Raw genomic sequence first — 25103 nt, 5'->3', positions numbered from 1 at the left:
ACGGGATCATTGTTGTGTTCTTTTAGGTGGTGCAAAAAACGACATCGGTGCTGCATGCGTCGGTGTCAGTCCATGGCGGTCCCTCGCTGGGCACTGGAAGCACGAACGATCAGTTGCGGAGCGATCGCATTGGCCGCTGCCGCCGACGCCGCCGGAGCGGCATGCGGCTCCAGCGCACCGAGCAGCAGTTGCATGGCGCGGGCGCCGAAGCCGGCGATGTCCACGCGCATGGTCGTCAGGGCCGGATGCACGTAGCGTGCCATCGGCACGTCGTCGAAGCCGGCCAGGGCGATGTCCTCGGGCACGCGCAGCCCCGCATGGGTGAAGGCGAACAGGCAGCCCAGCGCCATCATGTCGTTGGCGGCGAACACCACGTCCGGCCGCTGCCCCTGCAGCAGGGCTTCGCCGGCGCGGTAGCCGGAGGCCTCGTCGAAGGCGCCGGGCAGCACCAGCGGTGCCACCTGCGGGCAGCGCTCGCGCAGTTCGTCGCGGTAGCCGCGCAGGCGTTCGCGCGCATCGAAGTTGTCGTCCGGCCCGGCGATGAAGGCGATGCGGCGGTGGCCCACGTCCAGCAGGTGGCGGGTCATCGCACGCGCGCCGCCGTAGTTGTCGACGTTGAGCACCTGCGCCTCGCCGATGCGCTCGGCGCAGTTCATCAGCACCGCCGGCAGCGTGCCGGGCAGCATGTCGGCCGGGTCCTCGGCATCGCTGGCCAGGGACGGCGACATGATCAGCAGTCCGTCGACGCGCCCGGGCATGCGCCGCACCGCCAGCCGCTGCTGCTCCGGCTCGCCGTGGTAGCTGGACACCAGCAGGTGCAGGCCGCGCTCGCGCGCCACCGTATCGATGCCGCGGATCAGTTCGGAGAAGAACTCGCCGTGCAGGTCCGGCAGCACCACGCCGATGGTGTGGGTGCGGCGGCTGCTCAGGCTGCGCGCGGCGTGGTGCGGCACGTAGTGCAGGGTGCGCGCGGCTTCCAGCACGCGCGCGCGCACCGACTCGGCCACGTGCTGATGGCCGTTCATGGTGCGCGACACGGTGGCCACCGAGACGTTGGCCAGGCGCGCCACGTCCTTGATGGTGATGTTGGCGCGCGCATCCGGCGCCGGGACGGGGGGCGGGCTCACCAGCGTGCCTCCAGGGTCCGGAACGGTTTGGACAGGGTCACGCCGCCAGCGTCGTAGTGGTCGATCCGGCGGCCGTCCACGCGCACCTGGGTCGGCCGGGTGCGCGTCGGCCAGACCACGCGCACGGTGGTGCCGGCGCGCAGGCCGCTGTCGAGTTCGATCCGCAGCCGCCCGTCACGCTGGCGCGCGCGCAGGCCAAGCGTGCCGTAGGCGGTGGGCAGGCGCTGCACGGCCAAGCCATCGCCGGCAAGCCAGGCTGGCGGCACGCCGGGCAGCAGCACCAGCGCGTCGTCGCCCTCGTGCATGAGCATGCCGAACAGGGTGCGCGCGTACTCGGCGCCGATCCAGGTATGCGGCATGTCGCCCAGGTAGCGCGGGAAGCGCAGCCGCGACTGCACCACCTCGGCCAGCACCTGCCATTCGAACGGGCGGCGGTCGCGCAGCAGGTCCTGCAGCAGTTCGTCGGCCACCTGCGGCTGGTCCAGATGCACGTAGGTCAGCACGTTGCGCATCTCGTACGGGGTGTAGGCCCACAGCGCATTGGGTTGCTTGCGCTGGCGCACGTCTTCCAGATAGCGCGCGAAGGTGGTGCGCAGCGCCGCCTCCGGCAGCAGGTCCTGCTGGCCGGTGGGATCCAGCGCGATCGAGACGCTGGTCGGATCGCCGTCGCCCAGGTCGGCCGCGGCGGGAATGTAGTCCGCACCCTTCCACGCCATGGTGGCGCGGATGGACGCGGCCAGCGAGCTGCGCAGCGCCGCGTACTGTTCGCGCGCCCAGGCGGCGGTGGCGGCATCGCCCAGCGAGTCGGCCAGCCAGGCGCCGTCGTGCCAGCCCTTCAGCGCCCAGTAGTCGTCCCAGTAGCTGTGGGTGGGGCTGGAATAGCCTTCGTGGCTGATCGACGGGGCGAGGATGCCGCGGAAGCGTTCCGGCGCCGGCTGCTCGGCCATGTAGCCGGGCACCAGGGTGCGCTCGCGCAGTTCCTTCAGGAACTGCATCGCCAGCTTCACCTTCGGCAGGTAGGCGCGCACGCTTTCCGGGCCGCCGTCCAGCCGCGCGACGTCGGCGACCAGGGTGATGTACTCGCCCTGGCTGTCGTACTCCAGGTCCGAGCCGAAGCCGTCGTTGACGCTGCCGTCGTCGTTGAGGATCGGCGAGACCAGCCCGTTCGGGTGCACCGCGTGGTCGCTGTACCACTGCAGGTAGTCGCGCGCGACCTGCGCCTGGCCCATGCGCAGGAGGATCGCCGAGGTGGCCATGCCGTCGCGGATGAAGGAGCGGTTGTAGTTGCGCGGCCCCGGCTGCATCGCCGGGCCGGTCTGGTTGATCAGCATGTACGCGGCCTGCGCGCGCAGCATGTCCACCAGGCTGGCGTCGGGCAGGCGCAGGCCGACGTTGCCCAGACGCTGCTGCCAGTCCGCGGACACCTGCTCGGCCAGCGCGTCGAAGCTGCGGCCCGCGTCGCCGCGCCCGGCGGCGAGCAGTGCATCGCGGTCCAGCGGCGGCGCCGGCGGCAGGCGGCCCTGGGCATCGGCGCTGGCGGTGCCCAGCGGGAACGCCAGTACCACGTCCTGTTGTGCACCCGGCGCCAGGCGCACCGTGTAGTTCAGCATCGCCGCGGCCAGGCCGTCGGCATCGCGGGCCTGGCGCTGCGCCGGCAGCGTGCCGGCGGCGACGTGGCGGGTGATCTCGGTGGCGCCGTTCGCGCCGAACGCCTCGGCGCCGCCGCCGCTGGGCGCGCTCAGCGAGGTCAGCAGCGCGCGGCCGTTGACCTGCACGGTGTCGCCGTCGACGGCGACGTCGTGGATCGGCGACAGGCCGCCGTTCTGCCACGGCGGATTCATCTGCATCGGCCGCACCAGCAGCGACAGGGTGCCGCTGACCGGGGTGGTGCCGGTGTTGCGCAGGCGATGGCGCAGCAGCGTCACCGGCTGGCCGTCGCGTTCGATCGCGAAGGTCTCGCTGCGCAGTTCCAGCCCCGGCTGCGGCGACCAGCGCACCGACGGCATCGGCTTCCAGCCGTCGCGCAGGGCGTGGGTCAGCGCATGGCCGTCGGCGCCAGCGGCGGTGCCGGAGGCGTCGCGCCACAGCGGCTGCACCAGCGGCGCGCCCTTCCACGCCTCCAGGTTGCCGTACTCGTCGAAGATCGATTTCTGCCGGCCGGCGTGGATGCCGACCGCGGTCCAATAGGTCTGCTGCATGTGCAGCGAGGCCGGGAACAGCGCGCGCGTGGTGCCGCGCTGCGCGGCGACCTGGTAGCGCTTCATCGGCGTCATCACCGCCTTCGGCCCCAGCAGGCGCAAGCGCGCCAGGGTCGGCGCGATGCCGCCGGGCGCGGCATCGACGCGCAGGCGCAGCGCGCGCACCGGCAGCGGCGCGGTGCCGGCCAGGTAGGCGCTGTCGCTGTCGCCGGCCTGCGGGTCGTCGGCCAGCGTGCGCCAGCGGCCCGCGGCGTCCTGCGCCTGCAGCTGCGCCGCGCCATGCGCACCGGCGAACTCGACGATCAGGCCGGCGCTGTCGAACGCGCGCGGGAAGGCGATCTCCAGTTGCCGCGCCTGCGCGCCGCTGCCCGGCATCGCCACCGCGGCACCGCCCTGCCACAGCGCCGCGGCGTCGGCCGCGGACACGCCACGCAGCTGCGCGGCGCCGGTACCCAGCGGCTCCATCTCGTAGATCGACACGCCCCAGTCGGCGCTGCGCGCGGGCGCGGCCAGGCGCAGGTAACGGGCCAGGTGCGGCGCGAAGAACACGGTCTCGGTGCCGCCCAGCGAGTCGGCCATCGTGTAGACCGTGTCCCAGCGCTGGCCATCGCGCGAGGTCTGCAGCAGGAAGCCTTCCGGATTGGAGGTGTCCCACTGCAGGCGCACGCCGCCGACCTGCGCGGCGCGGCCCAGGTCGATCTGGAACCAGTGGCCGGGACTGAAGGCGCCGGCGGTGCGGGTGCTGGCGTCGCCGTCGATCAGATAGCCGATCGCCTGCGCCTTGACCTGCTTGGAGGAACTGGACGCCTGCCATTGCGCACGCGGCGGCAGGCGGCCGTCCTGCGCCTGCACCGGGGCCGTCATCGCAAGTCCATACAGGACTGCGGACAACACCCAGGCGCAGCGGCGCGCGCCACCGTGACCGAGCACTCGGATGATCTCTGACGAATATCGCACTGGGTCCCCCGGCCAGCACCGCCTCAATCGAGGTGGGCGGACGTTAGCAGCAACTGCAAGCGGTTACATGATGCGTTGCAACATCCGCAATCCACTGGCACATCTGGGCATACGCCGACATGCCTGTCCCGACGGCCCAACGCCGGGTCATGAAATGTCCTGCCGCGACAGTCCCACCCCCTGGAAGCCTGCCGGGTCGCCCCCGCACTGTCGTGCCGCCCGGCTTGCCGGAATCGCCCGCGCCCAGCAAGATGCGGGACGTTTTGGGGAACGAGCCCGCATCGTATGTCGTCCTGCCCGACCCGGGTCATCTCCTCGCGCGCGCTGTGCATCCTGCTGTTGGCGATGCTCGCCCTGGCCATGGGCGGATGCAAGCGCACGCCCGCCGAACTGCCCGGCGCCAGCGCCGAACCGGCCGCCAAGGTGCGCACGCTGGCGCACGCGCTGCAGCGCAACGACCTGCTCGGTTACGCCCGCGCCGCGGTGCCGCCGGCCCAGTACCAGCGCCTGCAGCAGGCCTGGAGCGAGGACCGCAGCCGCTGGCCGCTGACCGAACTGCCGCTGGCCGAACGCCTGCCCGAGGTGCTCGACACCCTCGCCGCGCCGGACGCCGAGCGCCAGCTGCAACGCGCCTTCGACGCGCAGTTCGGCGGCCAGGCGGCGAGCCTGAAGCAGGCCGCGCACTCGCTGGGCCTGTTCGGCGTGCAGTTCCTGCGCAACCAGGGCCACTACACGCCGGAACAGCGCGGCCACTACGTGCAACTGGTGCAGGCGCTGAGCGGCTGGGCCGCGCGCGCGCCGTTGTCCGAGCGCAAGCGCGCCCAGGCGGCGATCGCGCGGCTGTGTGCGGGCGCGCGCCGCACCGGCGTGCGCAACGATGCCGACCTGCGCACCCTGGGCATGGACGAGAGCCTGCGCCGGCTGGGCCCGTTCGTGGCCGACCTCAAGGCGGTGCTGGCCGACTACGGGCTGGACCTGGACGCCAGCGCCGGCGCGCTGCGCACCGGCCTGGTCAACCAGCAGGGCGACCAGGCGGTGGTGCGTATCCAGTATCCGCTGGACGGCGAACAGATCGACACCACCGCGGTGCTGGTGCGCCGCGACGGGCACTGGTACCTGCGCGACACCCTCAGCGAGGTGGATGCGCTGCTGGCGGCCAGCGCCGGTACCGCCGCCGCGGCCGCGGCACCCGCCGCCGACCCCGTTCCGCCGGCTAAGCGATAATGGCCCCGATGCCAGAACAGAATCCCCTCCCGTTCCCCGACGACGCCGCGGCCGCACGCGCGGCCGACGCGGCACGTGCGCCCGCCGACGCCTCCCCGGCCGACCCCGGCGCGTCCCCCTCCTCGACCGCCGCCCCCTCCACCCTGCCGGTGGCCGCGACCGCCCCGCGCCAGGCCAAGGGGCCGCTGTGGGCGCGCCTGCTCGGCCGCCTGGCCGATCCCTGGCTGGGCCTGAAGATCGAACCGGCCGAGCCGGGCCAGTACAACGACGGCCGTCCGGTGGTGTACGTGCTGGAGGACTACGGCCTGTCCAACGCGCTGATCCTGGACAAGGCCTGCCGCGAATCCGGCCTGCCGTCGCCGCTGGTGCCGCTGCCCGGCGACCCGCTGGGCCGCAAGCGCGCCTACCTGGCGCTGTCCCGGCGCAGCAGCAACCATGCGCTGCTGCCGGAGCAGCGCGGCGCCAAGACCCACTCCGATTCGCTGGCCAAGCTGCTGCAGGCGCACCGCGAGCGCCCGGACCTGGACATCCACCTGGTGCCGGTGTCGATCTTCGTCGGCCGCGCCCCGGACAAGCAGAGCGGCTGGTTCGCCGTGCTGTTCTCGGAAAACTGGGCGCTGGTGGGCAGCTTCCGGCGCCTGCTCGGCGTGCTGCTCAACGGCCGCAGCACCATCGTGCGCTTCGCCCCGCCGGTGTCGATGCGGCAGACGGTGGAGGAAGGGCTGCCGCCCGAGCGCACCGTGCGCAAGCTGCAGCGCGTGCTGCGCACCCACTTCCGGCGCATCCGCGAGGCGGTGATCGGCCCCGACCTGTCGACCCGGCGCCTGCTGGTGGACCAGGTGCTGGCGGCCGAGCCAGTACGCGAGGCGATCGCCGCGCAGGCCAAGCGCGACAACAGCAAGCCGGTGGACGCCTGGCGCAAGGCGCACGCCTATGCCTGGGAAATCGCCGCCGACTATTCCAGCCCAGTGGTGCGTTCGGCCAGCTTCCTGCTGACCCACGTCTGGAACCGCATCTACGCCGGCGTGCTGGTCCACCACCTGGACAAGCTCAAGGACGCCGCGCCCGGGCACGAAGTGATCTACGTGCCCAGCCACCGCAGCCACATGGACTACCTGCTGCTGTCCTATCTGCTGTACGAGCGCGGCATCGTGCCGCCGCACATCGTGGCCGGCATCAACCTCAACCTGCCGGTGGTCGGCACCCTGCTGCGCAAGGGCGGTGCGTTCTTCATCCGCCGCTCGATCAAGGGCAACGCGCTGTACTCGGCGGTGCTCAGCGAGTACGTGGCGCAACTGGTCGCCGGCGGCTATTCGATCGAATACTTCGTCGAAGGCGGGCGCTCGCGCACCGGCCGGCTGCTGCAGCCCAAGGGCGGCATGATCGCGATGACCCTGCGCGCGTTCCTGCGCCAGCCGCGCAAGCCGGTGCTGTTCCAGCCGATCTACGTCGGCTACGAGAAGCTGATGGAGGGCAACAGCTACCTCGACGAACTCAGCGGCCGGCCCAAGGAGAAGGAATCGATCTGGGCGCTGCTGTGGGGCATCCCCAAGGTGCTCAAGCAGAACTACGGCCAGGTGGTGGTGAACTTCGGCGAGCCGATCCCGCTGAGCCAGGTGCTGGCGCAGCGCGCGCCGGAATGGGACGGCCAGCCGCTGGGCGAGGACGAGAAGCCGGCCTGGTTGAACGGCACCGTCGATGCGCTGGCGCAGCAGATCCAGGTGCACATCAACGCCGCCGCCGACGTCAATCCGGTCAACCTGCTGGCGCTGGCGCTGCTGTCCACGCCCAAGCACGCCATGGGCGAGGCCGACCTGATCGCGCAGATCGAACTGTGCAAGAAACTGCTGGCGGAACTGCCGTACTCGGACCGGGTCACGGTGACCCCGCATTCGCCCGAGCGCATCATCGCCCACGCCGAAGAGATCAACGTGCTCACCCGCACGCCGCATCCGCTCGGCGACGTGCTCAGCGTCAACGGCGACAACGCGGTGCTGCTGAGCTACTTCCGCAACAACGTGCTGCACCTGTTCACCGCCTCCTCGTGGGTGGCGTGCTGCTTCCAGAACAACCGCCGCATGAGCCGCGCCGGCCTGCTGCGGCTGGGCCGCACCGTGTACCCGTTCCTGCAGGCGGAACTGTTCCTGCCGTGGAGCGAAGACCAGTTCGCCGAGCGCATCGAACGCACCATCGAGGTGTTCGTGCGCGAAGGCCTGCTGCTGCAGCTCGCCGAGGACGACGGCAGCGTGCTGGCGCGCAACACCGGCCAGACCGACGAGGTGTTCCGCCTGCGCGCCATCGGCCACTCGCTGCAACAGGCCTTCGAGCGCTATTACATCGCCATCTCGGTCCTGGTGAAGAATGGCCCGGGCAAGCTCGGCGCCGGCGAACTGGAGAGCCTGTGCCAACAGGCCGCGCAACGCCTGAGCCTGCTGTACGCACCGGCCGCGCCGGAGTTCTTCGACAAGACCCTGTTCCGCGGCTTCATCCAGAAACTGCGCGAACTGAAGCTGGTGTGGCCGGACGAGAACAGCAAGCTGGTGTTCGACGAACGGCTGGATGCGTGGGCGAAGGACGCCAAGTTCATTCTGGGCCGAGAACTGCGCCACACCATCGAGCGCGTCAGCCCGGAAGCGGCGAAGGTGGAGGAGCCACCGGTGCCGCAGGACTGAGGCGGCGGTTGCCGCACCTCCGGTCGTGACGCGGTGGGATCCTGCCGCGTGGCGACGCGCCAAACATAAGGGCGCCCGTGATGACTGCGGCGCGGCACAGTGACTTCCGACACGCGACCACGGGCCGGCGCGGCCGCGAGCATGCTGGGAACTCCCTGCTGCGGGTTCCGGCGATGCGCACAGCTCCTCTCTTCGTCCTGTTGCTGCTCGCCGCCGCCAGCGGATCCGCGTCGGCCGACCAGGGCGACGACAGCGACGGCGGCAAGCGCGACCACCGGCCGCAGGTGTCCTCGCGCCAGTGCGGCCTGAGCACGCCGTTCAATGTGCTCGCCGACACTGGCGGCATCTGGCTCACCCGCAGCGATGGCGAGGGACCGCGCGAGATCTTCTTCCATGCCGGCGAATTGAGCGTGGATCGCCGGGTGCAGCAGATCGGCGACGCCGATGCGCAACGACTGCTGGAAATGGAACGCGAAACCCGCGCGCTGATGCCGCAGGTGGCCGACCTTTCGCACGAGGTGGTCGATCTCAGCTACGACGTGCTCGGCTCGGTCGTGGAGATGCTGACCGGCAGTGCCGGCAACGCGCGCAAGATCGAACGGCTGCGCACGCACGCCAACGCCTATGTCGACGGCACGCTGGGCAAGGGGCGCTGGGACCAGGAGGCGTTCGACGACCGGTTCGAGGACTATGTCGAGACGCAGGCGGAAAGCTTCGTGGGCAGCATCACCCGTCACGTGCTCTGGCAGGTCTTCACGGGCCGCGCGGAGGCCATCGGCAAACGCGCCGACCGCATGGACGCCGCCCTCGAGGCGCGGCTGGATGCACGCAGCAAGGGCATCGAGCGCAAGGCCGAGGCGCTGTGCACACGGGTGGCGCGGCTGGACCAGCTGCAGCAGGCGCTGGAGTACCGCTATCGCGGCCAGCCCCTGCGCCTGCTCGCCGCCAACCAGGACGGAGCGAGCGGGCAGAGCACCACCACGCTCGTCAGCACCGACGATACGCCGCGCAGCAACGCGATCGCGGTGCCGTCGGTTCCGCAGGACTGAGTCTGACGCCGCAGCGCGTGTCGCGACCCGCAGTGGAATCCCGGCGCGTGGCAACGCGGCGGACACCCTGACGCGGCGACCACGGCGGCGCGGCTCAGCCGCCGAACAGATCTCCGGTGCGCGGCCCCGCCGCCGCCGCATCGGGTGGATAGACCAACTGCCCGTGCGCGTCGCTGCGCGCAGCCGGATTCAGCGTGGCCGGCTCCTGGCGGCCGACATCGATCAGGTGCACCACCGGATGGCCATGGTGCAGCAGATGGTCGCAGACGATCTGGCGGTGGCACTGCCGCCAGTAGGCCTCGGCGCACATGACCGCGCACGCGCCGTCCTCGCCGAAGACTTGCAACTCGGCCAGCGCCTCGGCGAATTCGGCGCCCAGCGCGTAGTCGGCGTAGTTGTGGAAGCTGACGCTGCGCCAGTGGCCGTTGCGCTGCGGATCGACGCCCGGCTGCTTGCCGCGGCGCCCGCCCAGGGCGCGGAAGTGCCGGTAGGCGATCCCCGCGGCGGCCAGCGCCGGTGCCAGCGCGCTGCCGTCGAACTGCGGGAACCGCCGCGAATACGGAAAGGCGCGCACGTCGGCGAGCCGGGTGACGCCGGCGCCCTGCAGGATCTGCAGGAAGGTCTCCAGGCTGCGCGTGGAATGGCCGACGCTGAAGAAGGTCGCCGCGCTCACGCCGGTTCGTCGGGGATCAGCAGATGCTCCAGGCGCAGGATGCAGTCCTTCAGTTGCAGCTTGCGCTTCTTCAGCCGCTTGGCTTCCAGCTCGTCGTCCAGATTGGCCGGGATGCGCTGCAGCTGTTCGTCGAGCGCGCGGTGCTCGCGACGCAGGGCGTCGATGCGCAGGGAGATCTCGGCGGGCGTCAGGGTGTCCACGAGGTTCGAGCATACACAGGCCACCGGTCCGCCGTCACCGTGCAACGCGCCGCTATCCCAGGTGCAGGCCAGCCGGCACAATGCGCGCGGGCGCCGCGGCGGAGGCGGCGCCTTCCCACCCTCGTGCCACCCGCGGCAGGATCGCCGCGCCGAAAGGAGTCAGCCATGCGTTCGTTCCGTTCCCCGTTCGTTCTCGCCCTCGCCCTGGCGGCGGCCCTGCCGCACCTGGCCGCGGCGGCCGATCCCAAGTTCTCCGGTTTCCTGTGCTGCAACATGCGCAGCGACGGCAGCTGGATCAGCGACAGCAACTACGCCGAAGACGGCAAGCGGGTGATCCCGGCCGGCACGCCGGTGCAGGTGACCGGCTACGGCCGCTACCGGGTCAATGTGCTGATCGACGGCAAGAAGCAGTCGATCGGCAACGACTACAGCCGCGACCTGGGCAACGACGCCTTCGCCCAACGCTACGTGGTTGCGCAGGATCCCACGCCGACGCTGGCGGCCTACCCGCCGAAGATCCGCGAGGCGATCGCCGCCAACCGCGTGACCAAGGGCATGACCCGTGAGCAGGTGCTGATGGCGCTGGGCTATCCGATCACCAGCGAGAACCCGAGCCTGGACGCGCCGCTGTGGCGCTACTGGCTCGACAGCTTCAACGAGTTCCAGGTGTCCTTCGACGGCGCCGGCAAGGTCGACAAGGTCACCGCCGATCCGAAGACCCAGAACCTGGTCTGGCAGCCGTAATCCAGGCGCGACTCCACGCGCCGTAGCGCCGCGCTTGCGCCTCGGCGGAGGTGGCGCGAAGCGCATGCCATGGCCGCGGCCTGCCGCGACCATGGCGCAACGCAACAGCAGCGGGCGCTGGGCGCGTCCCGCCGGCCACTGCGCTCAGCGGCTCAGCACCTGCGGCGGATCGGTCCGCGTCGGGCCCTGTTGCGAGGCCTGCAGCGCCTGTTCCTGCTCCTGCGCCTGGCGCTGCGCCTGGCCCTGCTGCGCGCCCAGTTGCTGCAGCTGCTGGTAGGTCTCCTGCGCCGGTCGCGCGATCGCCTCGCTGGTCGGCATGTGCGCGCGGTTGGCGTAGGGATCGGGCGAAACGTCGCCGCCATTGCGGTACACGAACGCCAGTTCGCCGCCCTGGTGCGCGGCGGTGGGCCGGTTGAAGCCCACTGCCAGCTGATCGCGCTCGCTGAAGCCGTTCTGCCTGGCCAGCAAGGTCAGGCTGGCGGTCATGCGCTCGCTGTTGTCGTCCCAACCCTTGCCGATCGCCTGTTCGGCCTGGGCCACGCCGCTGCGGACCCGCTCGTGCAGGGCGCGGTCGGCGGCACCCGGCGCGGCGGCCGGCTCGCCGGCGCGCGGCGCGGGCGGCTGCGCCTGCGGCTCGGGCTGCTGTGCCGGCGCGGGCGCTGGCGCCGGTGCGGGCCCGTCGCGAAATCCTGCCGGCAGCAGGTCGCGCGGCACCTGCGCGGCATCAATGCCGACTGCCTTCAGGTCGGCATGCACCGCCGGCGGCGTGCGCTCGGGGTGCTGCGCCTGCGCCCGGTCCTCGGCATTGGCGATCTGCGCCAGCGCGCGCTCGCCATAGTTCTGCGGATAGCCGCGCGCGTCGTAGAACAGCTTGCCCATCGCCTCCACGTTGCGGGGATTGTCGGCGTCGATCTTCAGGTCCTTGCCGAAGCTCAGCCCCTCCTTTGCGGTGTAGGTGGCCTTGCTGCCCACGCCCTGCTTGTCGATGTAGCTCGCCATCTCGCTGCTGGCGTTGTACAGGTCCTTGAGCGTGGCCTTGGGATTGGTGCGGGTGACGTAGTCGGCCAGCGTGTTGACCCCGGCGATCTCGTCCTTGGCCTCGCGCGTGCGTTGCTCCTGCCCGTAGGCCTGGAGCGTGGCGGTGTAGTCGTGCGGCGAGGGCGAGGCGGCGATGCCGTCGACCTTGGCCGCGAACGCGGCATCGCTGCGGTCGATGGCGGCCTTGTTGATCGCATGGCCGATCTCGTGGCCCAGCACGATGCGGGCGGTGTTGGCCGAATCGTCGCGCGGTGCGTTCATCTTCGCCGTGGCCAGCACGTCCATCGGCAACTCGATCTGGCCGGTGCGCGGGCTGTACGATCCGGTGCCCGCCTCGGGACTGGGCGCGAAGCCGGACAGCTGCTGTTGCCCGATCGCCTGCTCTACCCGCGAGCGCAACTCCGGCGTGTTGTCCAGCATCTGCCGCAGCGCCTGGCCTTCCTTCGGATGCGCCTGCGCGAAGGTGTCGACCATGCCCTTCAGGCGTTCGTCGTCGTGTGCCATCTCCGCTCTCCTCAGGCGTCGACCAGGATCTGCAGCATCTCCACGCACGCCTGCGCATCGTGTTCGCCAGCGTCCTTGCCGAGGAAGGCGTACACGGCGACCGCGCCGCGTTCGAAATGCCAACGGCCGGCGCTGCCCTGGCGCGGCGGCGCAATCCAGCGCGGCACGAAGCCGGCCGCGACCAGCGCCTGGCGATACCCGGCCAGCGATTGCGTGCACTGCGACGGCGCCGCGCCCGGCGCGGGGGTGAAGCGCAGGTCCAGCCGCGACGGCGGCGCAGCGTCGGCATCGGCGACCGATTCCAGCGTGTAGCCGCCACCGCCGGCGAGCGTGCCGGACGCGCTGAACGCATGCCCGCCCTCGTCATCGACCTGCAGACCGGTCTGCGCCGCCACCTGCGCGGCGACCAGGTCCTGCCTGCCGCCGATCGCCAGGATCAACCGTACTACGCCTTGTGCCAGGTGCTCTGGCGTCATCTCCGACATGGTCCGCTCCGTGTGTGCAGGGGTGATCGAGGGGGAAGAAGACTGCGCGCCGGCACAGGCTGCCAGCAGCGTGGTGGCCAGCAGCAGGGCCGTGCGCGGCGCCAGGCGCCTGCCGGCTACGTGCCGCGACCCGCGGCGATTGCGATACAGCATCCGCTCCATGAAACGCCTCTCCGTCAAACGTCTTCCACGCATCGTGGCGCGCTCAGACATGAGCACGCGATTGTAGCCAGGGCATCGGCGTCTCGCAGCCTGCCGCTGCCCACGCCGCGCTGGAACGTCACTCCCAGTCGGCGCGACGCTGCCAGACGAAGCCGGGCAGATCGATGCGCTTGCGCGGCGTGCCGTCCCAGTCCACGGTGAAGCCGGCCGCACGCAACGCCGCGGCGACCTGCTGGCCGACCGCCAGATCCGCCTCCTCGCGTCCTTCGAGATCGCCGAAGGCCAGCATCAGCCCAGCGCCGTCGATGGCACGCTCCATGTCCTGGCCGTGATAGAAGCAGTAACCGTGGTAGCGCCTGTCCGGCGTGTCGGCCACCGCCTGGTTCACTTCGACGTGGCCATCGGACATGGTGTAGCCGGCATTGGCCAGCGCGCAGATGCCTGACACGTGCAGTTGCTCGAACAGCGCATCCAGCCGGTCGCAATCGGTCTGCGCCGGCCAGGTCTGTTCTGCCTGCTGCTTGGCCTGCCACTGGCTGGCGACCGAGGCGCGCAGCATGGCCTCGTCGCAGTCGTCTTCGAGGATGTCCTCGATCATCTCCTGGATCTCGTCCTGGGAGTAGAACCCGGACCAGACCCACTTGCGGATCTCGTCGTACACGTAGGCGTCGGATTCGTTCATGGCAGCATCTGCGCGCTTTCGGGGAACCTCCATCATTCCACACGTCAGCAGTCGCTGCAGCGCCCCGGGAGTGGTCACAGGAGGTCTCTGCGTTGTGGTGGATCCGCGCATCGCCCGCGTGCTTTGCAGGCGCCGGCAGGCGCGGGCGCCGACGCACTGGCTGACTGTTGATGCAGGCGCGTTCCGGCTACCAGAGGCCTGCCTGGCCTCGTCTTGCACTCGCGCTGGCGCACCAGCGACGCTGCACACGACGGAACAGCAGGCGATAAAGGCCCGACGGGCAACGGGGTTTCCATGAAACAGCATTCGCGACCATGGGCCGCGCTCCTGCGAACCTACGCCGTGCACGCTTCTCCCCGGGGAACGCGGGAAGAGGCGTGGCGAGCGCGCTGCGGTCAGCAGCGCGCGCCGTCTCGACGTCCTTAGCAGGCGTGTTCGACCAGCAACGGTGCCACCTGCCGCGAACCACGCCGGGAGGCCGAGGTACCGGCCGTGCCCATGGGCTTGGCCTGGCTCCGCGCCGCCAGGTCGCCGTTGCCGCCGGCCAGGACGAACACCTTCACCGCTTCGCTGAGCTGGATCGCCTGCTCCTCCATCGCCTGGGCCGCCGCCGAGGCTTCTTCGACCAGGGCGGCGTTCTGCTGGGTGGCCTGGTCCATGTGGGTGATGGTCTGGGTGACCTGTTCGATGCCGCTCGACTGCTCCTGTGAGGCGGCCGAGATCTCGGTCATGAAGTCGGTCACGCGCTGCACGCTGACCACGATCTCGTGCATGGTGCTGCCGGCGCTGTTGACCAGCAACGAGCCTGCGTCCACCTTGCTCACCGACTCGTCGATCAGCTGCTTGATCTCCTTGGCGGCCTCGGCCGAGCGCTGCGCCAGCACCCGCACTTCGCTGGCGACCACGGCAAAACCGCGGCCCTGCTCACCGGCGCGCGCCGCCTCCACCGCGGCGTTGAGCGCGAGGATGTTGGTCTGGAAAGCGATGCCGTCGATCACGCCGATGATGTCGGCGATCCGCCTGGACGAGGTCTGGATGCCGTTCATCGTGTCGATGACCTGGGCCACCACCGCGCCGCCTTGCGACGCCACCGCGGTCGCGCCGATGGCCAATTGGTTGGCCTGGCTGGCGCGTTCGGCATTCTGGCGCACGGTGGAGGTCAGTTCCTCCATCGAGGCAGCGGTTTCCTCCAGGCTGGCGGCCTGCTGCTCGGTGCGGCGCGACAGATCGGTGTTGCCGGCGGCGATCTCGCCGGCGGCGCCGGTGATCTGCCCGGACGCATGCTGGATGCGGCCGACGATCCCGGTCAGCTGGGCCACGGTGGCATCGGCATCCTCGCGCATCTGCGCGAACACGCCCTGGAACTGCCCCTCCATGCGCGTGGTCAGGTCGCCGCTGGCGATGTCCTGCAGCAGTTTGGACAGCGCCTGCAGATTACCGTCGGTGGTCGCCATCAACTGGTTCAAGCCCTCGACCATGTTGCGGAAGTCGTACTGGAAGCGCGCGGTGTCGCCGCGCACGGCGAAATCGCCGGCGGCCGCGGCGTCGACCAGTTGCCCGATCTCGGCATTCATCGCCGACAGATTGCGCTTGACCTGGTCCATGGTCTCGGTGAGCGCGGCCTGCTCGCCGGGCAGGCGATCCATGTCCTGCGACAGATCGCCGATCGCATAGCGTCCCATGATCTCGAGCAGGCGCTGCTGGAGGCTCACGTGCATGTCGAGCAACGCATTGCTCTCCCGCACCATGCGTGCGTATTCGCCGGGAAACGCCTGCTCGTCCATGCGCTGGCTGACGTCGCCGCGCTCATGGTGCCTGGCCACCTGCGACTGCGCCGCCATCACCGCCTGCAGCTGCGCCTGCATGCGGTCCATGCTGGTCAGCAGGCGGCCGGTCTCGTCCTTGGGCTGCGGCGGGATCCGATGATCCAGCCGGCCCTGGGCGATGGATTCGGCGATCTCCGTCGCGCGCCCGAGCGGCCCGGCCAGGCTGCGGGTGATCAGCACGCTCAAGGTCGCGCCGAGCACCGCCGCCAGCAGGCCAAACCCGATCAGGGCACGATTGCTGAAGACCAGGGCCGCCTGAATCTGCTCGGAGCTGAGCGCGTTCTGCCGGATCTGCAGATCGACCGCGTTCTGGATCACCTCCACGCGCCGCGCCAGCAACGGCGCGGCATCGCCGTACAGCAGTTGCTTGGCCGCCTCGATCTCGCCGGAACTGGCCAGCGCCAGCACCCGGCTGTTGACCGACCGTGCGGCCGCCTGCGCGTCATGGATCTGCTTGCGCATGGCCAGGCCTTCGGCGGTGCCCGGCAGGGCATCCAGGGCCTTGCGACGGCGATCGTTGTCGACGCGGATCTCCTGGATCTTCGCGGCGAGCGCCGGGCGCTCGTCGGCCGGCGACAGCATCATGTCGCGCAGGTAGCGCTCCGCGCTCATATTGTTGCGCAGCATGGTGTACAGCAGTTCGGTCTTCAGGTTGTTCTCGTGGACGATCTTGTCGACCGCCTGGCGCACGTTGTGGAACTGGTAGAGCGCCAAGGTAGAGGAAGCGCCAAGCAGTACGATCAGCAGGCCGAACGACAGCGCAAGGCGCTGACTCACCTTGAAGGAGTGAAAGAAGTGCATCGTGGGGGGGACTCGCGAGGGGGGGGTACCTCTATCGGTATCGGCCCCGCGAACTTGACCCCAAGCGAGCGACCCAGGTCCCAAATCCGGAAAGTCGCAGGCGCAGACGTCGGTGGCGTCGCATCACCGTGCGGCACCGCCGATGCCCAGGAAAGCAGATACGCCACCGTATCGTCCGCAGCCCGCACGTCAGGCGCGAACGGCGTTGTTGGCGCACATCGCGACGCACGTCATGCCTGCAACGGTGAGGTCTGCGCGGCGTCGGCCGCCGCCTGGCGCACATCGTCAGGCGCACCGGACGAGCGGCGGCGCATGTAGAGCGCACAGTCGCGGCGTGATCGCTCGACGTGGCGGCCGGATGCAGCGAGGACTGGTCTGCGGCGCGTGGTGCGGCATGACGGCACAGTCGCGCCGCCCGGTGCCGTAGTGCCGCATCCGCGCGGCAAGCGACGTCGCCGCACAGGCTCCTCATCCCGGCGACGGACGCGCAGTCGCACCGGCCAAGCCGGCGCGACCGCGCGGTGCCATGCACGCGATGACGGTGAATCTGCTACCTGACCTCCACCGCGCCGAGATCGCACACGGCGGTATTGCGGGGATTGCCGCGCTGGTCGATGGCGGCGCAGTTGCTGCCGGCATTCAGCGCCGGGCTGTTGGCCGCAGGCAGCTGGGTGAGGGTCGGCCCGCCGTTGCTGGCCGGGGCCGACAGCAGCGGATCGGCCGCTTTCACGTTGCCCGCGGCCAGGCAGGCGTTCGGCCAGACTGCGCCCTTGGCCGAGTACTCGATGAGGTTGTTGCCGGTGCTGCTCTGGTTGTTGCAGAACACGCGCTCGGTCTTGGAGTACAGGATGCTGTTGCGGAGGTCGAACTTGTCGCCGAACAGCGTCACCCACGGCGTGTTCTCGGCGAAGGTGACGTTGTTGAAGCGCACGCTGGGGCTGCCCTGGTCGCCGTTCGCCGGCTGCCAGCCGACATGCTGGATGGCCGCGCCCACGCCTTTCGCATAGTTGCCGTAGAAGGTGCTGTTGCTGACGTCGCAGGCACCGTAGCAATCCAGGTACAGCGCGCCGGCGTTGCCCTGTTGGGCCTTGTTGGACAGGAAGCTGGTCTCGGCGACGTTGATGGTGCCCGGCGTAGTGATGGCGGTGCCGGCATGCGAGGTGTCGGTGAAGCCCATGCTGATGCGCGCGCCGCCGCCGGGGCCACCGGTGGCGACGTTGTTGGCGAAGGTGGAGTACTTCACGTCGATGGTGTCCGGCGCGTACGCCCACAACGTGGCGCCGCCGGAGCCGTTGGCGGCGACGTTGTTGCGGACCACGGTGCCGCACACCGCCAGCGTGCCGCCACTGCCGACGCCACCCTTGAGATAGCCGGCCAGCGATGCGCCGTCGGTGTCGATCGCACCGCCGCCGCCGAAGTTGCCGGCATCGGGGAAGCCCTGCGGCGCATTGATCGCCTGGTTGTTGGCGAATTCCGAGCCGACGATGGTGAGCCGGCTGAGCTGGGTGTACAGCGCGCCGCCGAGCCAGGAGCTGTTCTTGTAGAAGCCGCTGCGGACGATGGTCACCTCGGCATCGCTGCCGGCGAAGATGGCGCCGCCACCGATGCTGCTGCGGTTGGCCAGGAACTGGCTGTTGATGACTTCCAGCTTGCCGCGGTAACCGACCTTGATCGCGCCGCCACCCCAGGTGCCCGGGTCGTAGGCCTGGTTCGATGCCGGCTGCACGGAGCTGCCGTTCTGCAGTTTCAGGTTGCGCACCGACAGCGCGCTGCCGGCGTTGACCAGCAGGATGCGGGCGGACTGGCGGCCATCCAGGGTGATCTTGCCCTGGCCGTCGATCACCGTGGGCGTCGTCGCCGCGATGGTGATCGAACGCGCGACGGCGATGCTGGTCGGCTTGCTGCCGCAGTTGAAGGTGATGTAGCCGCCCTGCGCGACGGCGGAGGCCAGCGCGCTGGCGGTGCAACTGGCCTGCGTGCCGGTGCCGACCACCGTGGTCGCGGTCGGCAGCGCCCAGGCCTGCGGCACGCTGCATTGCGGCGCCGCGGGGACGGCGGCGATCGCCGTGGCGGCGGTCATGAGAGCGAGGACACCCAGCGCGCGTGCGCTGGTGGTGAGGGAGAACGTCGTGGTCATGATCATGCTCGATAGGGTTGCGGGGGAACAACACGACGCGCGACAGTCATCCAACTGTCATCCACGTCGCTGACACCTCGAGTGCAACCGGCGGCCTGCGCCGACCGGCGGCATAGGGTGCTTGAGCGCGTGTCGATCGGCCAGAACGCAGGTAGCAGATCGCGCGATTGCGTGCGCCGCGCATGCGACAGCGTGTCGATGCGCGGCGCGCGGCACGCTTTGGGTGCGTCGCAGGGCACGTTCCCGCAGCGCATCCGGCCGCTGCGGATGCGTGCGAGGCGCCTGGCCCGCGCTACAGCGTGTCCAGACCTTCGCGCAACTGCTGCGCCTGCGCGCGCAGGGCCTGCAGTTGCGTGGCCGGCAGCTTGCCGAGCTGGCGGTAGACCATGTCCAGGCGGCGATTGCGCCCCAGCGTGTCCTGGTGCCGGACGAAGAAGTCCCAGTACAGCGCGTTGTAGGGACAGGCACGCGCGCCGGTCTTCTGCTTGCGGTCGTAGCGGCAGCCCTGGCAGTAATCGCTCATGCGGTCGATGTAGGCCGCGCTGCTGACGTAGGGCTTGGTCGCGAGCAGGCCGCCGTCGGCGAACTGGCTCATGCCCACGGTGTTGGGCAGTTCGACCCACTCGAACGCATCGACGTAGACGCCCAGGTACCAGCGATGCACCGCCGCCGGGTCCAGGCCGGCGAGCAGGGCGAAGTTGCCGATCACCATGAGCCGCTGGATATGGTGCGCGTACGCGTCCTGCAGCGATTGGCCGATAGCGTGGTGCAGGCAGCGCATGTGCGTGTCGCCGGTCCAGAACCAGGCCGGCAGCGGCGCGTCGTGGCCGAGCGCATTGCGCGCTTCATAGCCTGGCATGTGCGCCCAGTAGATGCCGCGGACGTACTCGCGCCAGCCCAGGATCTGCCGCACGAAGCCCTCCACCGCCGGCAGTGGCGCCGCGCCGGCGCCATAGGCCGCCAGCGCGCGCTGCACCAGTTCCTGCGGCCGCAGCATCTTGGTGTTGAGGGCGAAGGAAAGCTGCGAATGGAACAGGCGCGGACTGCGCGTGCTCATCGCATCCTCGTAGCGACCGAAATGCGGCAGCGCATCGGCGATGAACCGATCGAGGCAGCCCAGCGCCTCGGCCCGGTTCAGCGGCCAGCGCACCGCCGCTGCCTGCGGCCGACCAAAACTGTCCACGCCGGCGGCCTGGATGCTGGCCCACAGCGCGCGGTGATCATGGGTCGGGCGCGTATCCGGCGGCGGCGGTGGATCGCCGGGCCAGGGCTGGCGATTGTCGTGGTCGTAGTTCCACTGCCCGCCCTCAGGCGTACCGTCATCCGCCAGCAGGATCCGGTAGCGCTTGCGCATGTGCCGGTAGAAATGCTCCATCAGCCACTGCCCACGCCCGCGGAAAAAGTCCGCCACTTCGTTGCGACGCGTGTAGAAGTGCGCGCTGTCCATCGCCTCGGTGGCGAAGGCCTGCGTCGCGCCCCACTGCCGCAGTTGCTGGTCCAGGCGCCATTCGTCAGGTTCCTGATACTGCAGGCGCCGCGCACCGTAGTGCGCCATCAGCGCACCCAGATTGGCCGGTATGGACTGGCGGTTGCTGGCGTCGTCGATCGCCACGTAGCGCACGCGGTGGCCCGCCGCCCGCAACTGGCGGGCAAAGTCGCGCATCGCGGCGAACACCGCCAGGATCTTCTGCGCATGGTGCAGGACGTAGTCGGTCTCCTGGCGCACTTCCATCAGCACATAGACCACGCCGGGATCGCGCACGTCGAACCAGGCGTGTTCGGGATCGAGCTGGTCGCCCAGCACCAGGCGCAGGGTGTGGGCAGTGGACGAGGCAGGACTCATGCAGCGTGGCACGCCCGCGGGCATGCGGCGCGCCAGCGCGCGACCCGGCTCATGGCGCCTCCGGCGCGCGCACGCGTTTGCGTTCGCCGCGACAACGGTCGGAACAATATTTCACCTCGTCCCAGACCTTCTCCCACTTCTTCCGCCAGCGGAACGGCCTGCCGCAGTGCAGGCAGGGCTTCTCCGGCAGATCGTGTTTCTTGCGCATGCGCGATTCCGCGGGATGTGGGAGGGACCGGCGTGGTCGGGGTAGGCAACCGGTGTGTGCATAGTGTGACCCGCCAGGTCCCCAACGGGACGCTCCCGCCGCGGCCCGGGCGCAGTCGCAACCGCGTGCTGCCAGTGAGACCGGACTGCGCTACTGTCCGCCCAGGCTGCGCGCGGCGCGGCCACGCCAGAGTGAATCGGATATGCCCCAGGGATACGCGCTGTTTGTCGCATTGCTGGCCGCGATGGCGGCGCCGGTCTCCGCAGCAGAGCCTGCGCGGTTGAATGATGCGCTTGCGGCATACGATGCGAAGGACTACGGCACGTGCGCCGACACCTTGGCGCGCATCGACGCAGCGCCGGCCGGCCTGCCGAGCGGCGGGGATCTGTTCTACGTCGAATGCCTGGCCGCTGCCGGGCGAACGGATGCGGCCGTGGCGGTACTCGACGCGCGACTTGCGCAAGGCCGCATCGATGTACAGGAACTCATGCACAAGGATCGACCCGGCCTGAACCGGCTGCGCACCTTACCGACGTGGCCATCGCTGCTCGCCCGTGCCGAGACGCTCGATGCCGCACGCCAGGCACGCTTCGACCAGCCACTGCGGCAGGCGCTACTGGCGCGTGTCGAGAAGGATCAGGCTGTCCGACAGAAGGCCATCGACGAGGGAAACACTCCCGCGTCCTGGCAGCAGACGGTAGCGGTGGACCAGGACAACACCGCCTGGCTGAAGACCATGGTGGCGAAGAAGGGATGGCCTACGCGCACGTCGGTGGGCGTAGACGGATCCAAGGCCGCGTTCCTGATCGCCCAGCACGCCACCCTGGACCCAGCCTTCCAGGAGCAGGTCCTGGCGTTGATGCAGGCCGCCGTGGCGCAGAAGGAGGCGGATCCTTCCGACGTGGCGATGCTGCAGGATCGCGTGCTGCTGCACCAAGGCAAGCCGCAGCTCTACGGTACGCAGTTCAAAACCGAGCCGGACGGCACGATGGTCCTGGACAGGACCCAGGACATCGACGGCCTGGATGCGCGCCGCGCGACGATGGGCCTGCCGCCGATCGCCGAGTACAAGGCCTCCCTGTCTGAGGTCTACCACGCGCCGGTACGATGAACGGACCTGAAGCACATGGCATCCACCCGCGCGCCCTCACTCCTGCGCCGGCCACTCGCGGAACAACACGCACACCGTGGAGGGGTCCAGCATCGCGAATTCGCGTGCGCCCCAGGGCTTGAGCGCGACGGTGCGGGCGTTGGGATGCAGCCACTGCGGCGCACGTGCGGACAACTCCGCATAGATCGTGTCGATGCTGTCGGTCTCGATGCCCAGCTCCGGCCGGTCCTTCGCCGCCCACTCGGCGTTTTCCACCAGATAGGCCTTGGCGCCGTCGCGTGCGATCACCGCCATCGTGGCGTCCTGGTACAGCACCTGGAATCCCAGGCCATCGACGAAGAACGCCAACCCGTCCTGCATGCGCTCGTAGAAGATCTTGGGAATGAGGTTCTTGAACATGGGGCGACCCTGCATCCGTGACCAGTGGCGAGTGTACGGCCTTGGTCTCCTGGCGGCATGGCCGAGGAGGATCGGTATACGGGGCGCGGCGCTTGTCCCGATCCTCGCAGGCAACAGGGGCGATAAAGCGCGGCTTCAACGTCAGCTTCACAATCACGGCGGTCCGAGCCGCCGACTACACTACCGCCGATGACCTCGCCCCTGCCCCTGCCGCCGCTGCACCCGCTCGCCGATCCCGCACCGCCCGCCGCCCGCAACACCGTGGCGCTGGGCAAGCGCCTGTGCCGGCAAGTCGGCCAGGCGATCGCCGATTTCGGCATGATCGGCGCCGGCGACAAGGTCATGGTGTGCCTGTCCGGCGGCAAGGACAGCTACACCCTGCTGGACATCCTGCTGCAGTTGCAGCGCAAGGCGCCGGTGCCGTTCGAGCTGGTGGCGGTGAACCTGGACCAGAAGCAGCCGGGCTTTCCCGCCGACGTGCTGCCTGCCTACCTGCGCCAGCGTGGCGTGCCCTGGCATGTGATCGAGCAGGACACCTATTCGGTGGTCACCCGCGTGGTGCCCGAGGGCAAGACCCTGTGTTCGCTTTGCTCGCGGCTGCGCCGCGGCGCGCTGTACCGCTACGCGGCGGAGCACGGCATCACCAAGATCGCGCTGGGCCACCACCGCGACGACATCGTCGCCACGTTCTTCATGAACCTGTTCTTCCACGCCAAGCTCGCGGCGATGGCGCCGGTGCTGCGCAGCGACGATGGCCGCCACGTGGTGATCCGGCCGCTGGCCTACGTGCGCGAGGACGACATCGCCGCCTACGCGCAGGCGCAGGCCTTCCCGCTGATCCCCTGCACACTGTGCGGCAGCCAGGAAACCCTGCAGCGCCGCCAGGTCGGCCAACTGCTGCAGCAGTGGGACCGGGAGCATCCCGGGCGGGTGGAGCAGATCGCCCGCGCGCTGGGCAACGTGCATCCCGCGCAGCTGGCCGACCGCGCGCTGTTCGACTTCGCCGCGCTCGGCGGCGCGGCCACGGCCGCGGCCGGCGCCTGGGCGGACGACCCGCCGGGCTGATCCATCTCGCTGAACCGCCCGATGCGGTACCGGGGCGGGCGCGATGCGACAATGGCCGCCGCTCCCCGGCGCGTGCCGCCGGACCGTTCCGTTTCCTTCCGCTGGATGCTCGATGTTCTTTCGCAATCTGACCCTGTTCCGCTTCCCCACCACGCTAGATTTTTTCGAGGTCGAAACGCTCCTGCCGGAGGCCCAGCTCAAGTCGGTCGGCCCGCTGGAAATGAGCTCGCGCGGCTTCATCTCCCCGTTCGGCCGCGACGAGCAGGAAGCGCTGTCGCACCGCATCGCCGATTTCCTGTGGCTGACCGTCGGCGGCGAGGACAAGATCCTGCCCGGCTCGGTGGTCAACGACCTGCTCGCGCGCAAGGTCGCCGAGATCGAGGAGAAGGAAGGCCGGCGCCCCGGCGGCCGCGCACGCAAGCGGCTCAAGGACGACCTGATCCATGAACTGCTGCCGCGCGCCTTCGTCAAGTCCTCGCGCACCGATGCCATGCTCGACCTGCAGCACGGCTACGTCGCCGTGGATACGTCCAGCCGCAAGACCGGCGAGAACGTGATGTCGGAGATCCGCGGCCTGCTCGGCAGCTTCCCGGCGTTGCCGCTCAACGCCGAAGTGGCGCCGCGCTCGATCCTGACCGGCTGGATCGCCGGCGAGCCGCTGCCCGAAGGCCTGAGCCTGGGCGAAGAGTGCGAGATGAAGGATCCGATCGAGGGCGGCGCGGTGGTCAAGTGCCAGCATCAGGAACTGCGCTGCGATGAGATCGACAAGCACCTGGAAGCCGGCAAGCAGGTCACCAAGCTGGCGCTGGTGCTCGACGACCACGTGTCCTTCGTGCTCGGCGACGATCTGGTGATCCGCAAGCTGAAGTTCCTCGACGGTGCGCTGGACCAGCTCGAACACGCCGACCAGGACGGCGTGCGCGCCGAACTGGACGCGCGCTTCGCGCTGATGAGCGCCGAAGTGCGGCGCCTGTTCCTGTTGCTGGAAGAGGCGCTGAAGCTGAGCAAGGCCGACTGATGCCGCGGCGCAGGCGGCCGCACGCGGCTGTCACCGTGCGCACCCGCGCGGGCGGTATGCTGTGCCCATGCCCGATCTGCTCCGTCGCCTGATCGCGCCGCCCCCGGCGGCCGTCGAACGCGACCTCGTCCGCTTCCGCCTGGACGAGCGCGAGGTCGAGGTGCTGCGCGTGCGCGATCCGCGCGCGCGGCGCATCAAGCTCAGCGTGGACGAACGCGGCGCGCGGCTGACCCTGCCGCTGCGCGCCAGCCTGGTCGCCGGCGAGCGCTTCCTGCTGGAGAACCGGCAGTGGCTGGCGCAGCAGCTGTCGCGCTATGTCGCCGCCGAGACGCTGACGCCGCTGCGCCCGGGCGAGGCCGGCGAACTGCCGCTGCGCGGGCAGTCGCTGCCGGTGACCTGGCACGACGCCCGCTACGCGCGCATCGAGGTCGCCGACGGCGTGGCCCACCTGCACCTGCCGCCACGCGGCGGCGACGCGGCGCTGCGCCGCGCGCTGCGCGATTTCTACGAAGCCCAGGCCCGCGCCGACGTCGGCCGCTGGCTGCCGCAGTACCTGCCGTCGCTGCCGCGCGCCCCGCGTGCGGTGCGCTACAAGGTCATGTCCTCGCAGTGGGGCTCGCTGGCGCCCGACGGCAGCATGGCGCTGGATCTGGCGCTGGTGCTGGGTCGGCCCTCGGCGTTCGAGTACGTGCTGGTGCACGAACTCTGCCACCTGATCCAGGCCAACCACTCGCCGGCGTTCTGGCACGAAGTGGAAACGCGCTTCCCCGACTGGCGCGCCGAGCGCACCTGGTTCCACCAGCACGGCCGCCAGCTCAAGGCGCATCTGCGCTGGCTGCTGCGGCCGGAGCGCGACTGAAGCGCGCATCCGCGAACGGTGGGAAACGCGCCGTAGGAGCGGGGGGGGGCCCCGCCGGGGGGCCCCGGGACCCCCCGCGCGGCGGGGTCCCCCCCCCCCCCCCCACCCCCCCCCCCCCGGG

At 70.1% G+C, this 25103-nt stretch carries 20 protein-coding genes; 8 read left to right on the top strand and 12 right to left on the bottom strand.

What is annotated here, in order from left to right; genetic code table 11:
• Window positions 1-65 precede the first annotated feature (65 nt).
• Together PIQ37_RS11785 and PIQ37_RS11780 are read right to left on the bottom strand one after the other, a co-directional pair.
• A complete protein-coding gene (locus PIQ37_RS11785) occupies window positions 66-1127 on the bottom strand; it encodes a LacI family DNA-binding transcriptional regulator (RefSeq protein ID WP_267084832.1) in 1062 nt (353 codons plus the stop codon).
• Window positions 1124-4189 carry a discoidin domain-containing protein gene (locus tag PIQ37_RS11780; RefSeq protein ID WP_342073609.1) on the bottom strand — a complete coding sequence of 1022 codons (3066 nt, stop codon included), beginning with the start codon at window positions 4187-4189 and terminating at the stop codon, window positions 1124-1126. The genes PIQ37_RS11785 and PIQ37_RS11780 overlap by 4 nt, the downstream gene beginning before the upstream one ends.
• Before the next feature lie 378 nt (window positions 4190-4567).
• Here PIQ37_RS11780 and PIQ37_RS11775 point away from each other — a divergent pair, with 378 nt between their 5' ends.
• From PIQ37_RS11775 to PIQ37_RS11765, 3 genes are all read left to right on the top strand, one after another.
• On the top strand, window positions 4568-5506 hold the full coding sequence (locus tag PIQ37_RS11775) for a hypothetical protein (RefSeq protein WP_342073608.1): 939 nt from the start codon (window positions 4568-4570) through the stop codon (window positions 5504-5506).
• Window positions 5506-8178: a glycerol-3-phosphate 1-O-acyltransferase PlsB gene (plsB, locus tag PIQ37_RS11770; protein WP_267093170.1), complete on the top strand. Its 2673-nt coding sequence runs from the start codon at window positions 5506-5508 to the stop codon at window positions 8176-8178. Before PIQ37_RS11775 ends, plsB begins: the two co-directional genes overlap by 1 nt.
• Window positions 8179-8378: 200 nt before the next feature.
• Complete coding sequence (locus PIQ37_RS11765; protein WP_342073706.1) at window positions 8379-9227, top strand: DUF2884 family protein; 849 nt, start codon at window positions 8379-8381, stop codon at window positions 9225-9227.
• 94 nt (window positions 9228-9321) lie between these two features.
• On the opposite strand, the gene PIQ37_RS11760 is transcribed toward PIQ37_RS11765, so the two are convergent.
• Together PIQ37_RS11760 and PIQ37_RS11755 are read right to left on the bottom strand one after the other, a co-directional pair.
• Complete coding sequence (locus PIQ37_RS11760; protein ID WP_342073607.1) at window positions 9322-9900, bottom strand: DUF488 domain-containing protein; 579 nt, start codon at window positions 9898-9900, stop codon at window positions 9322-9324.
• The gene (locus tag PIQ37_RS11755) at window positions 9897-10100 is read right to left on the bottom strand and encodes a YdcH family protein (protein WP_017908896.1); all 204 of its coding nucleotides are present in this window, start codon (window positions 10098-10100) and stop codon (window positions 9897-9899) included. Before PIQ37_RS11755 ends, PIQ37_RS11760 begins: the two co-directional genes overlap by 4 nt.
• A gap of 165 nt (window positions 10101-10265) precedes the next feature.
• Here PIQ37_RS11755 and bamE point away from each other — a divergent pair, with 165 nt between their 5' ends.
• Window positions 10266-10844 carry an outer membrane protein assembly factor BamE domain-containing protein gene (gene bamE / locus PIQ37_RS11750; RefSeq protein WP_342073606.1) on the top strand — a complete coding sequence of 193 codons (579 nt, stop codon included), beginning with the start codon at window positions 10266-10268 and terminating at the stop codon, window positions 10842-10844.
• A 144-nt stretch (window positions 10845-10988) separates the two neighbouring features.
• Here bamE and PIQ37_RS11745 read toward each other — a convergent pair whose 3' ends face one another.
• From PIQ37_RS11745 to PIQ37_RS11715, 7 genes are all read right to left on the bottom strand, one after another.
• Window positions 10989-12386 (bottom strand): XVIPCD domain-containing protein, encoded by a 1398-nt coding sequence (locus PIQ37_RS11745; protein WP_342073605.1) that lies wholly within the window; start codon window positions 12384-12386, stop codon window positions 10989-10991.
• 11 nt (window positions 12387-12397) lie between these two features.
• Window positions 12398-12871: a hypothetical protein gene (locus PIQ37_RS11740; RefSeq protein WP_342073604.1), complete on the bottom strand. Its 474-nt coding sequence runs from the start codon at window positions 12869-12871 to the stop codon at window positions 12398-12400.
• A 280-nt stretch (window positions 12872-13151) separates the two neighbouring features.
• Window positions 13152-13715, bottom strand: coding sequence for a DUF6891 domain-containing protein (locus tag PIQ37_RS11735; RefSeq protein WP_342073603.1), 564 nt, complete (start codon window positions 13713-13715; stop codon window positions 13152-13154).
• A 422-nt stretch (window positions 13716-14137) separates the two neighbouring features.
• Entirely contained in the window at window positions 14138-16342 is a 2205-nt protein-coding gene (locus tag PIQ37_RS11730; RefSeq protein WP_342073602.1) for a methyl-accepting chemotaxis protein, read from the bottom strand.
• Window positions 16343-16892: 550 nt separating this feature from the next.
• The gene (locus PIQ37_RS11725) at window positions 16893-18485 is read right to left on the bottom strand and encodes a choice-of-anchor Q domain-containing protein (RefSeq protein WP_342073601.1); all 1593 of its coding nucleotides are present in this window, start codon (window positions 18483-18485) and stop codon (window positions 16893-16895) included.
• Between the two features lie 286 nt (window positions 18486-18771).
• Entirely contained in the window at window positions 18772-20322 is a 1551-nt protein-coding gene (locus tag PIQ37_RS11720; protein ID WP_342073600.1) for a cryptochrome/photolyase family protein, read from the bottom strand.
• 49 nt (window positions 20323-20371) lie between these two features.
• Window positions 20372-20530, bottom strand: coding sequence for a DUF2256 domain-containing protein (locus PIQ37_RS11715; protein WP_017907947.1), 159 nt, complete (start codon window positions 20528-20530; stop codon window positions 20372-20374).
• A gap of 202 nt (window positions 20531-20732) precedes the next feature.
• Between PIQ37_RS11715 and PIQ37_RS11710 the strand changes: the two genes are divergently transcribed.
• Window positions 20733-21641: a DUF6624 domain-containing protein gene (locus PIQ37_RS11710; protein WP_342073599.1), complete on the top strand. Its 909-nt coding sequence runs from the start codon at window positions 20733-20735 to the stop codon at window positions 21639-21641.
• 36 nt (window positions 21642-21677) lie between these two features.
• Here PIQ37_RS11710 and PIQ37_RS11705 read toward each other — a convergent pair whose 3' ends face one another.
• Window positions 21678-22040 (bottom strand): VOC family protein, encoded by a 363-nt coding sequence (locus PIQ37_RS11705; RefSeq protein WP_342073598.1) that lies wholly within the window; start codon window positions 22038-22040, stop codon window positions 21678-21680.
• Window positions 22041-22229: 189 nt separating this feature from the next.
• Here PIQ37_RS11705 and ttcA point away from each other — a divergent pair, with 189 nt between their 5' ends.
• The 3 genes from ttcA to PIQ37_RS11690 all read left to right on the top strand — a co-directional run bounded on the left by ttcA (window position 22230) and on the right by PIQ37_RS11690 (window position 24982).
• On the top strand, window positions 22230-23105 hold the full coding sequence (gene ttcA / locus PIQ37_RS11700) for a tRNA 2-thiocytidine(32) synthetase TtcA (RefSeq protein WP_342073597.1): 876 nt from the start codon (window positions 22230-22232) through the stop codon (window positions 23103-23105).
• A gap of 112 nt (window positions 23106-23217) precedes the next feature.
• Window positions 23218-24123 (top strand): recombination-associated protein RdgC, encoded by a 906-nt coding sequence (locus PIQ37_RS11695; RefSeq protein ID WP_342073596.1) that lies wholly within the window; start codon window positions 23218-23220, stop codon window positions 24121-24123.
• Window positions 24124-24190: 67 nt separating this feature from the next.
• Window positions 24191-24982 carry a M48 family metallopeptidase gene (locus PIQ37_RS11690; protein ID WP_342073595.1) on the top strand — a complete coding sequence of 264 codons (792 nt, stop codon included), beginning with the start codon at window positions 24191-24193 and terminating at the stop codon, window positions 24980-24982.
• Window positions 24983-25103 lie beyond the last annotated feature (121 nt).

Source organism: Xanthomonas protegens (genome assembly GCF_038442435.1).
In the GTDB taxonomy this organism is placed as follows: domain Bacteria; phylum Pseudomonadota; class Gammaproteobacteria; order Xanthomonadales; family Xanthomonadaceae; genus Xanthomonas_A; species Xanthomonas_A sontii.
Note: the sequence above shows the minus strand (reverse complement) of the source record. Positions and strands in the feature narration are given on the sequence as shown.

Bases quoted from the DNA above. Each gene is read 5' to 3' on its own strand.
- PIQ37_RS11780 (WP_342073609.1), bottom strand. From the start codon at position 4,189: ATGACGGCCCCGGTGCAGGCGCAGGACGGCCGCCTGCCGCCGCGTGCG.
- PIQ37_RS11775 (WP_342073608.1), top strand. From the start codon at position 4,568: ATGTCGTCCTGCCCGACCCGGGTCATCTCCTCGCGCGCGCTGTGCATC.
- plsB (WP_267093170.1), top strand. From the start codon at position 5,506: ATGGCCCCGATGCCAGAACAGAATCCCCTCCCGTTCCCCGACGACGCC.
- bamE (WP_342073606.1), top strand. From the start codon at position 10,266: ATGCGTTCGTTCCGTTCCCCGTTCGTTCTCGCCCTCGCCCTGGCGGCG.
- PIQ37_RS11745 (WP_342073605.1), bottom strand. From the start codon at position 12,386: ATGGCACACGACGACGAACGCCTGAAGGGCATGGTCGACACCTTCGCG.
- PIQ37_RS11740 (WP_342073604.1), bottom strand. From the start codon at position 12,871: ATGTCGGAGATGACGCCAGAGCACCTGGCACAAGGCGTAGTACGGTTG.
- PIQ37_RS11735 (WP_342073603.1), bottom strand. From the start codon at position 13,715: ATGAACGAATCCGACGCCTACGTGTACGACGAGATCCGCAAGTGGGTC.
- PIQ37_RS11730 (WP_342073602.1), bottom strand. From the start codon at position 16,342: ATGCACTTCTTTCACTCCTTCAAGGTGAGTCAGCGCCTTGCGCTGTCG.
- PIQ37_RS11725 (WP_342073601.1), bottom strand. From the start codon at position 18,485: ATGATCATGACCACGACGTTCTCCCTCACCACCAGCGCACGCGCGCTG.
- PIQ37_RS11720 (WP_342073600.1), bottom strand. From the start codon at position 20,322: ATGAGTCCTGCCTCGTCCACTGCCCACACCCTGCGCCTGGTGCTGGGC.
- PIQ37_RS11715 (WP_017907947.1), bottom strand. From the start codon at position 20,530: ATGCGCAAGAAACACGATCTGCCGGAGAAGCCCTGCCTGCACTGCGGC.
- PIQ37_RS11710 (WP_342073599.1), top strand. From the start codon at position 20,733: ATGCCCCAGGGATACGCGCTGTTTGTCGCATTGCTGGCCGCGATGGCG.
- PIQ37_RS11705 (WP_342073598.1), bottom strand. From the start codon at position 22,040: ATGTTCAAGAACCTCATTCCCAAGATCTTCTACGAGCGCATGCAGGAC.
- ttcA (WP_342073597.1), top strand. From the start codon at position 22,230: ATGACCTCGCCCCTGCCCCTGCCGCCGCTGCACCCGCTCGCCGATCCC.
- PIQ37_RS11695 (WP_342073596.1), top strand. From the start codon at position 23,218: ATGTTCTTTCGCAATCTGACCCTGTTCCGCTTCCCCACCACGCTAGAT.
- PIQ37_RS11690 (WP_342073595.1), top strand. From the start codon at position 24,191: ATGCCCGATCTGCTCCGTCGCCTGATCGCGCCGCCCCCGGCGGCCGTC.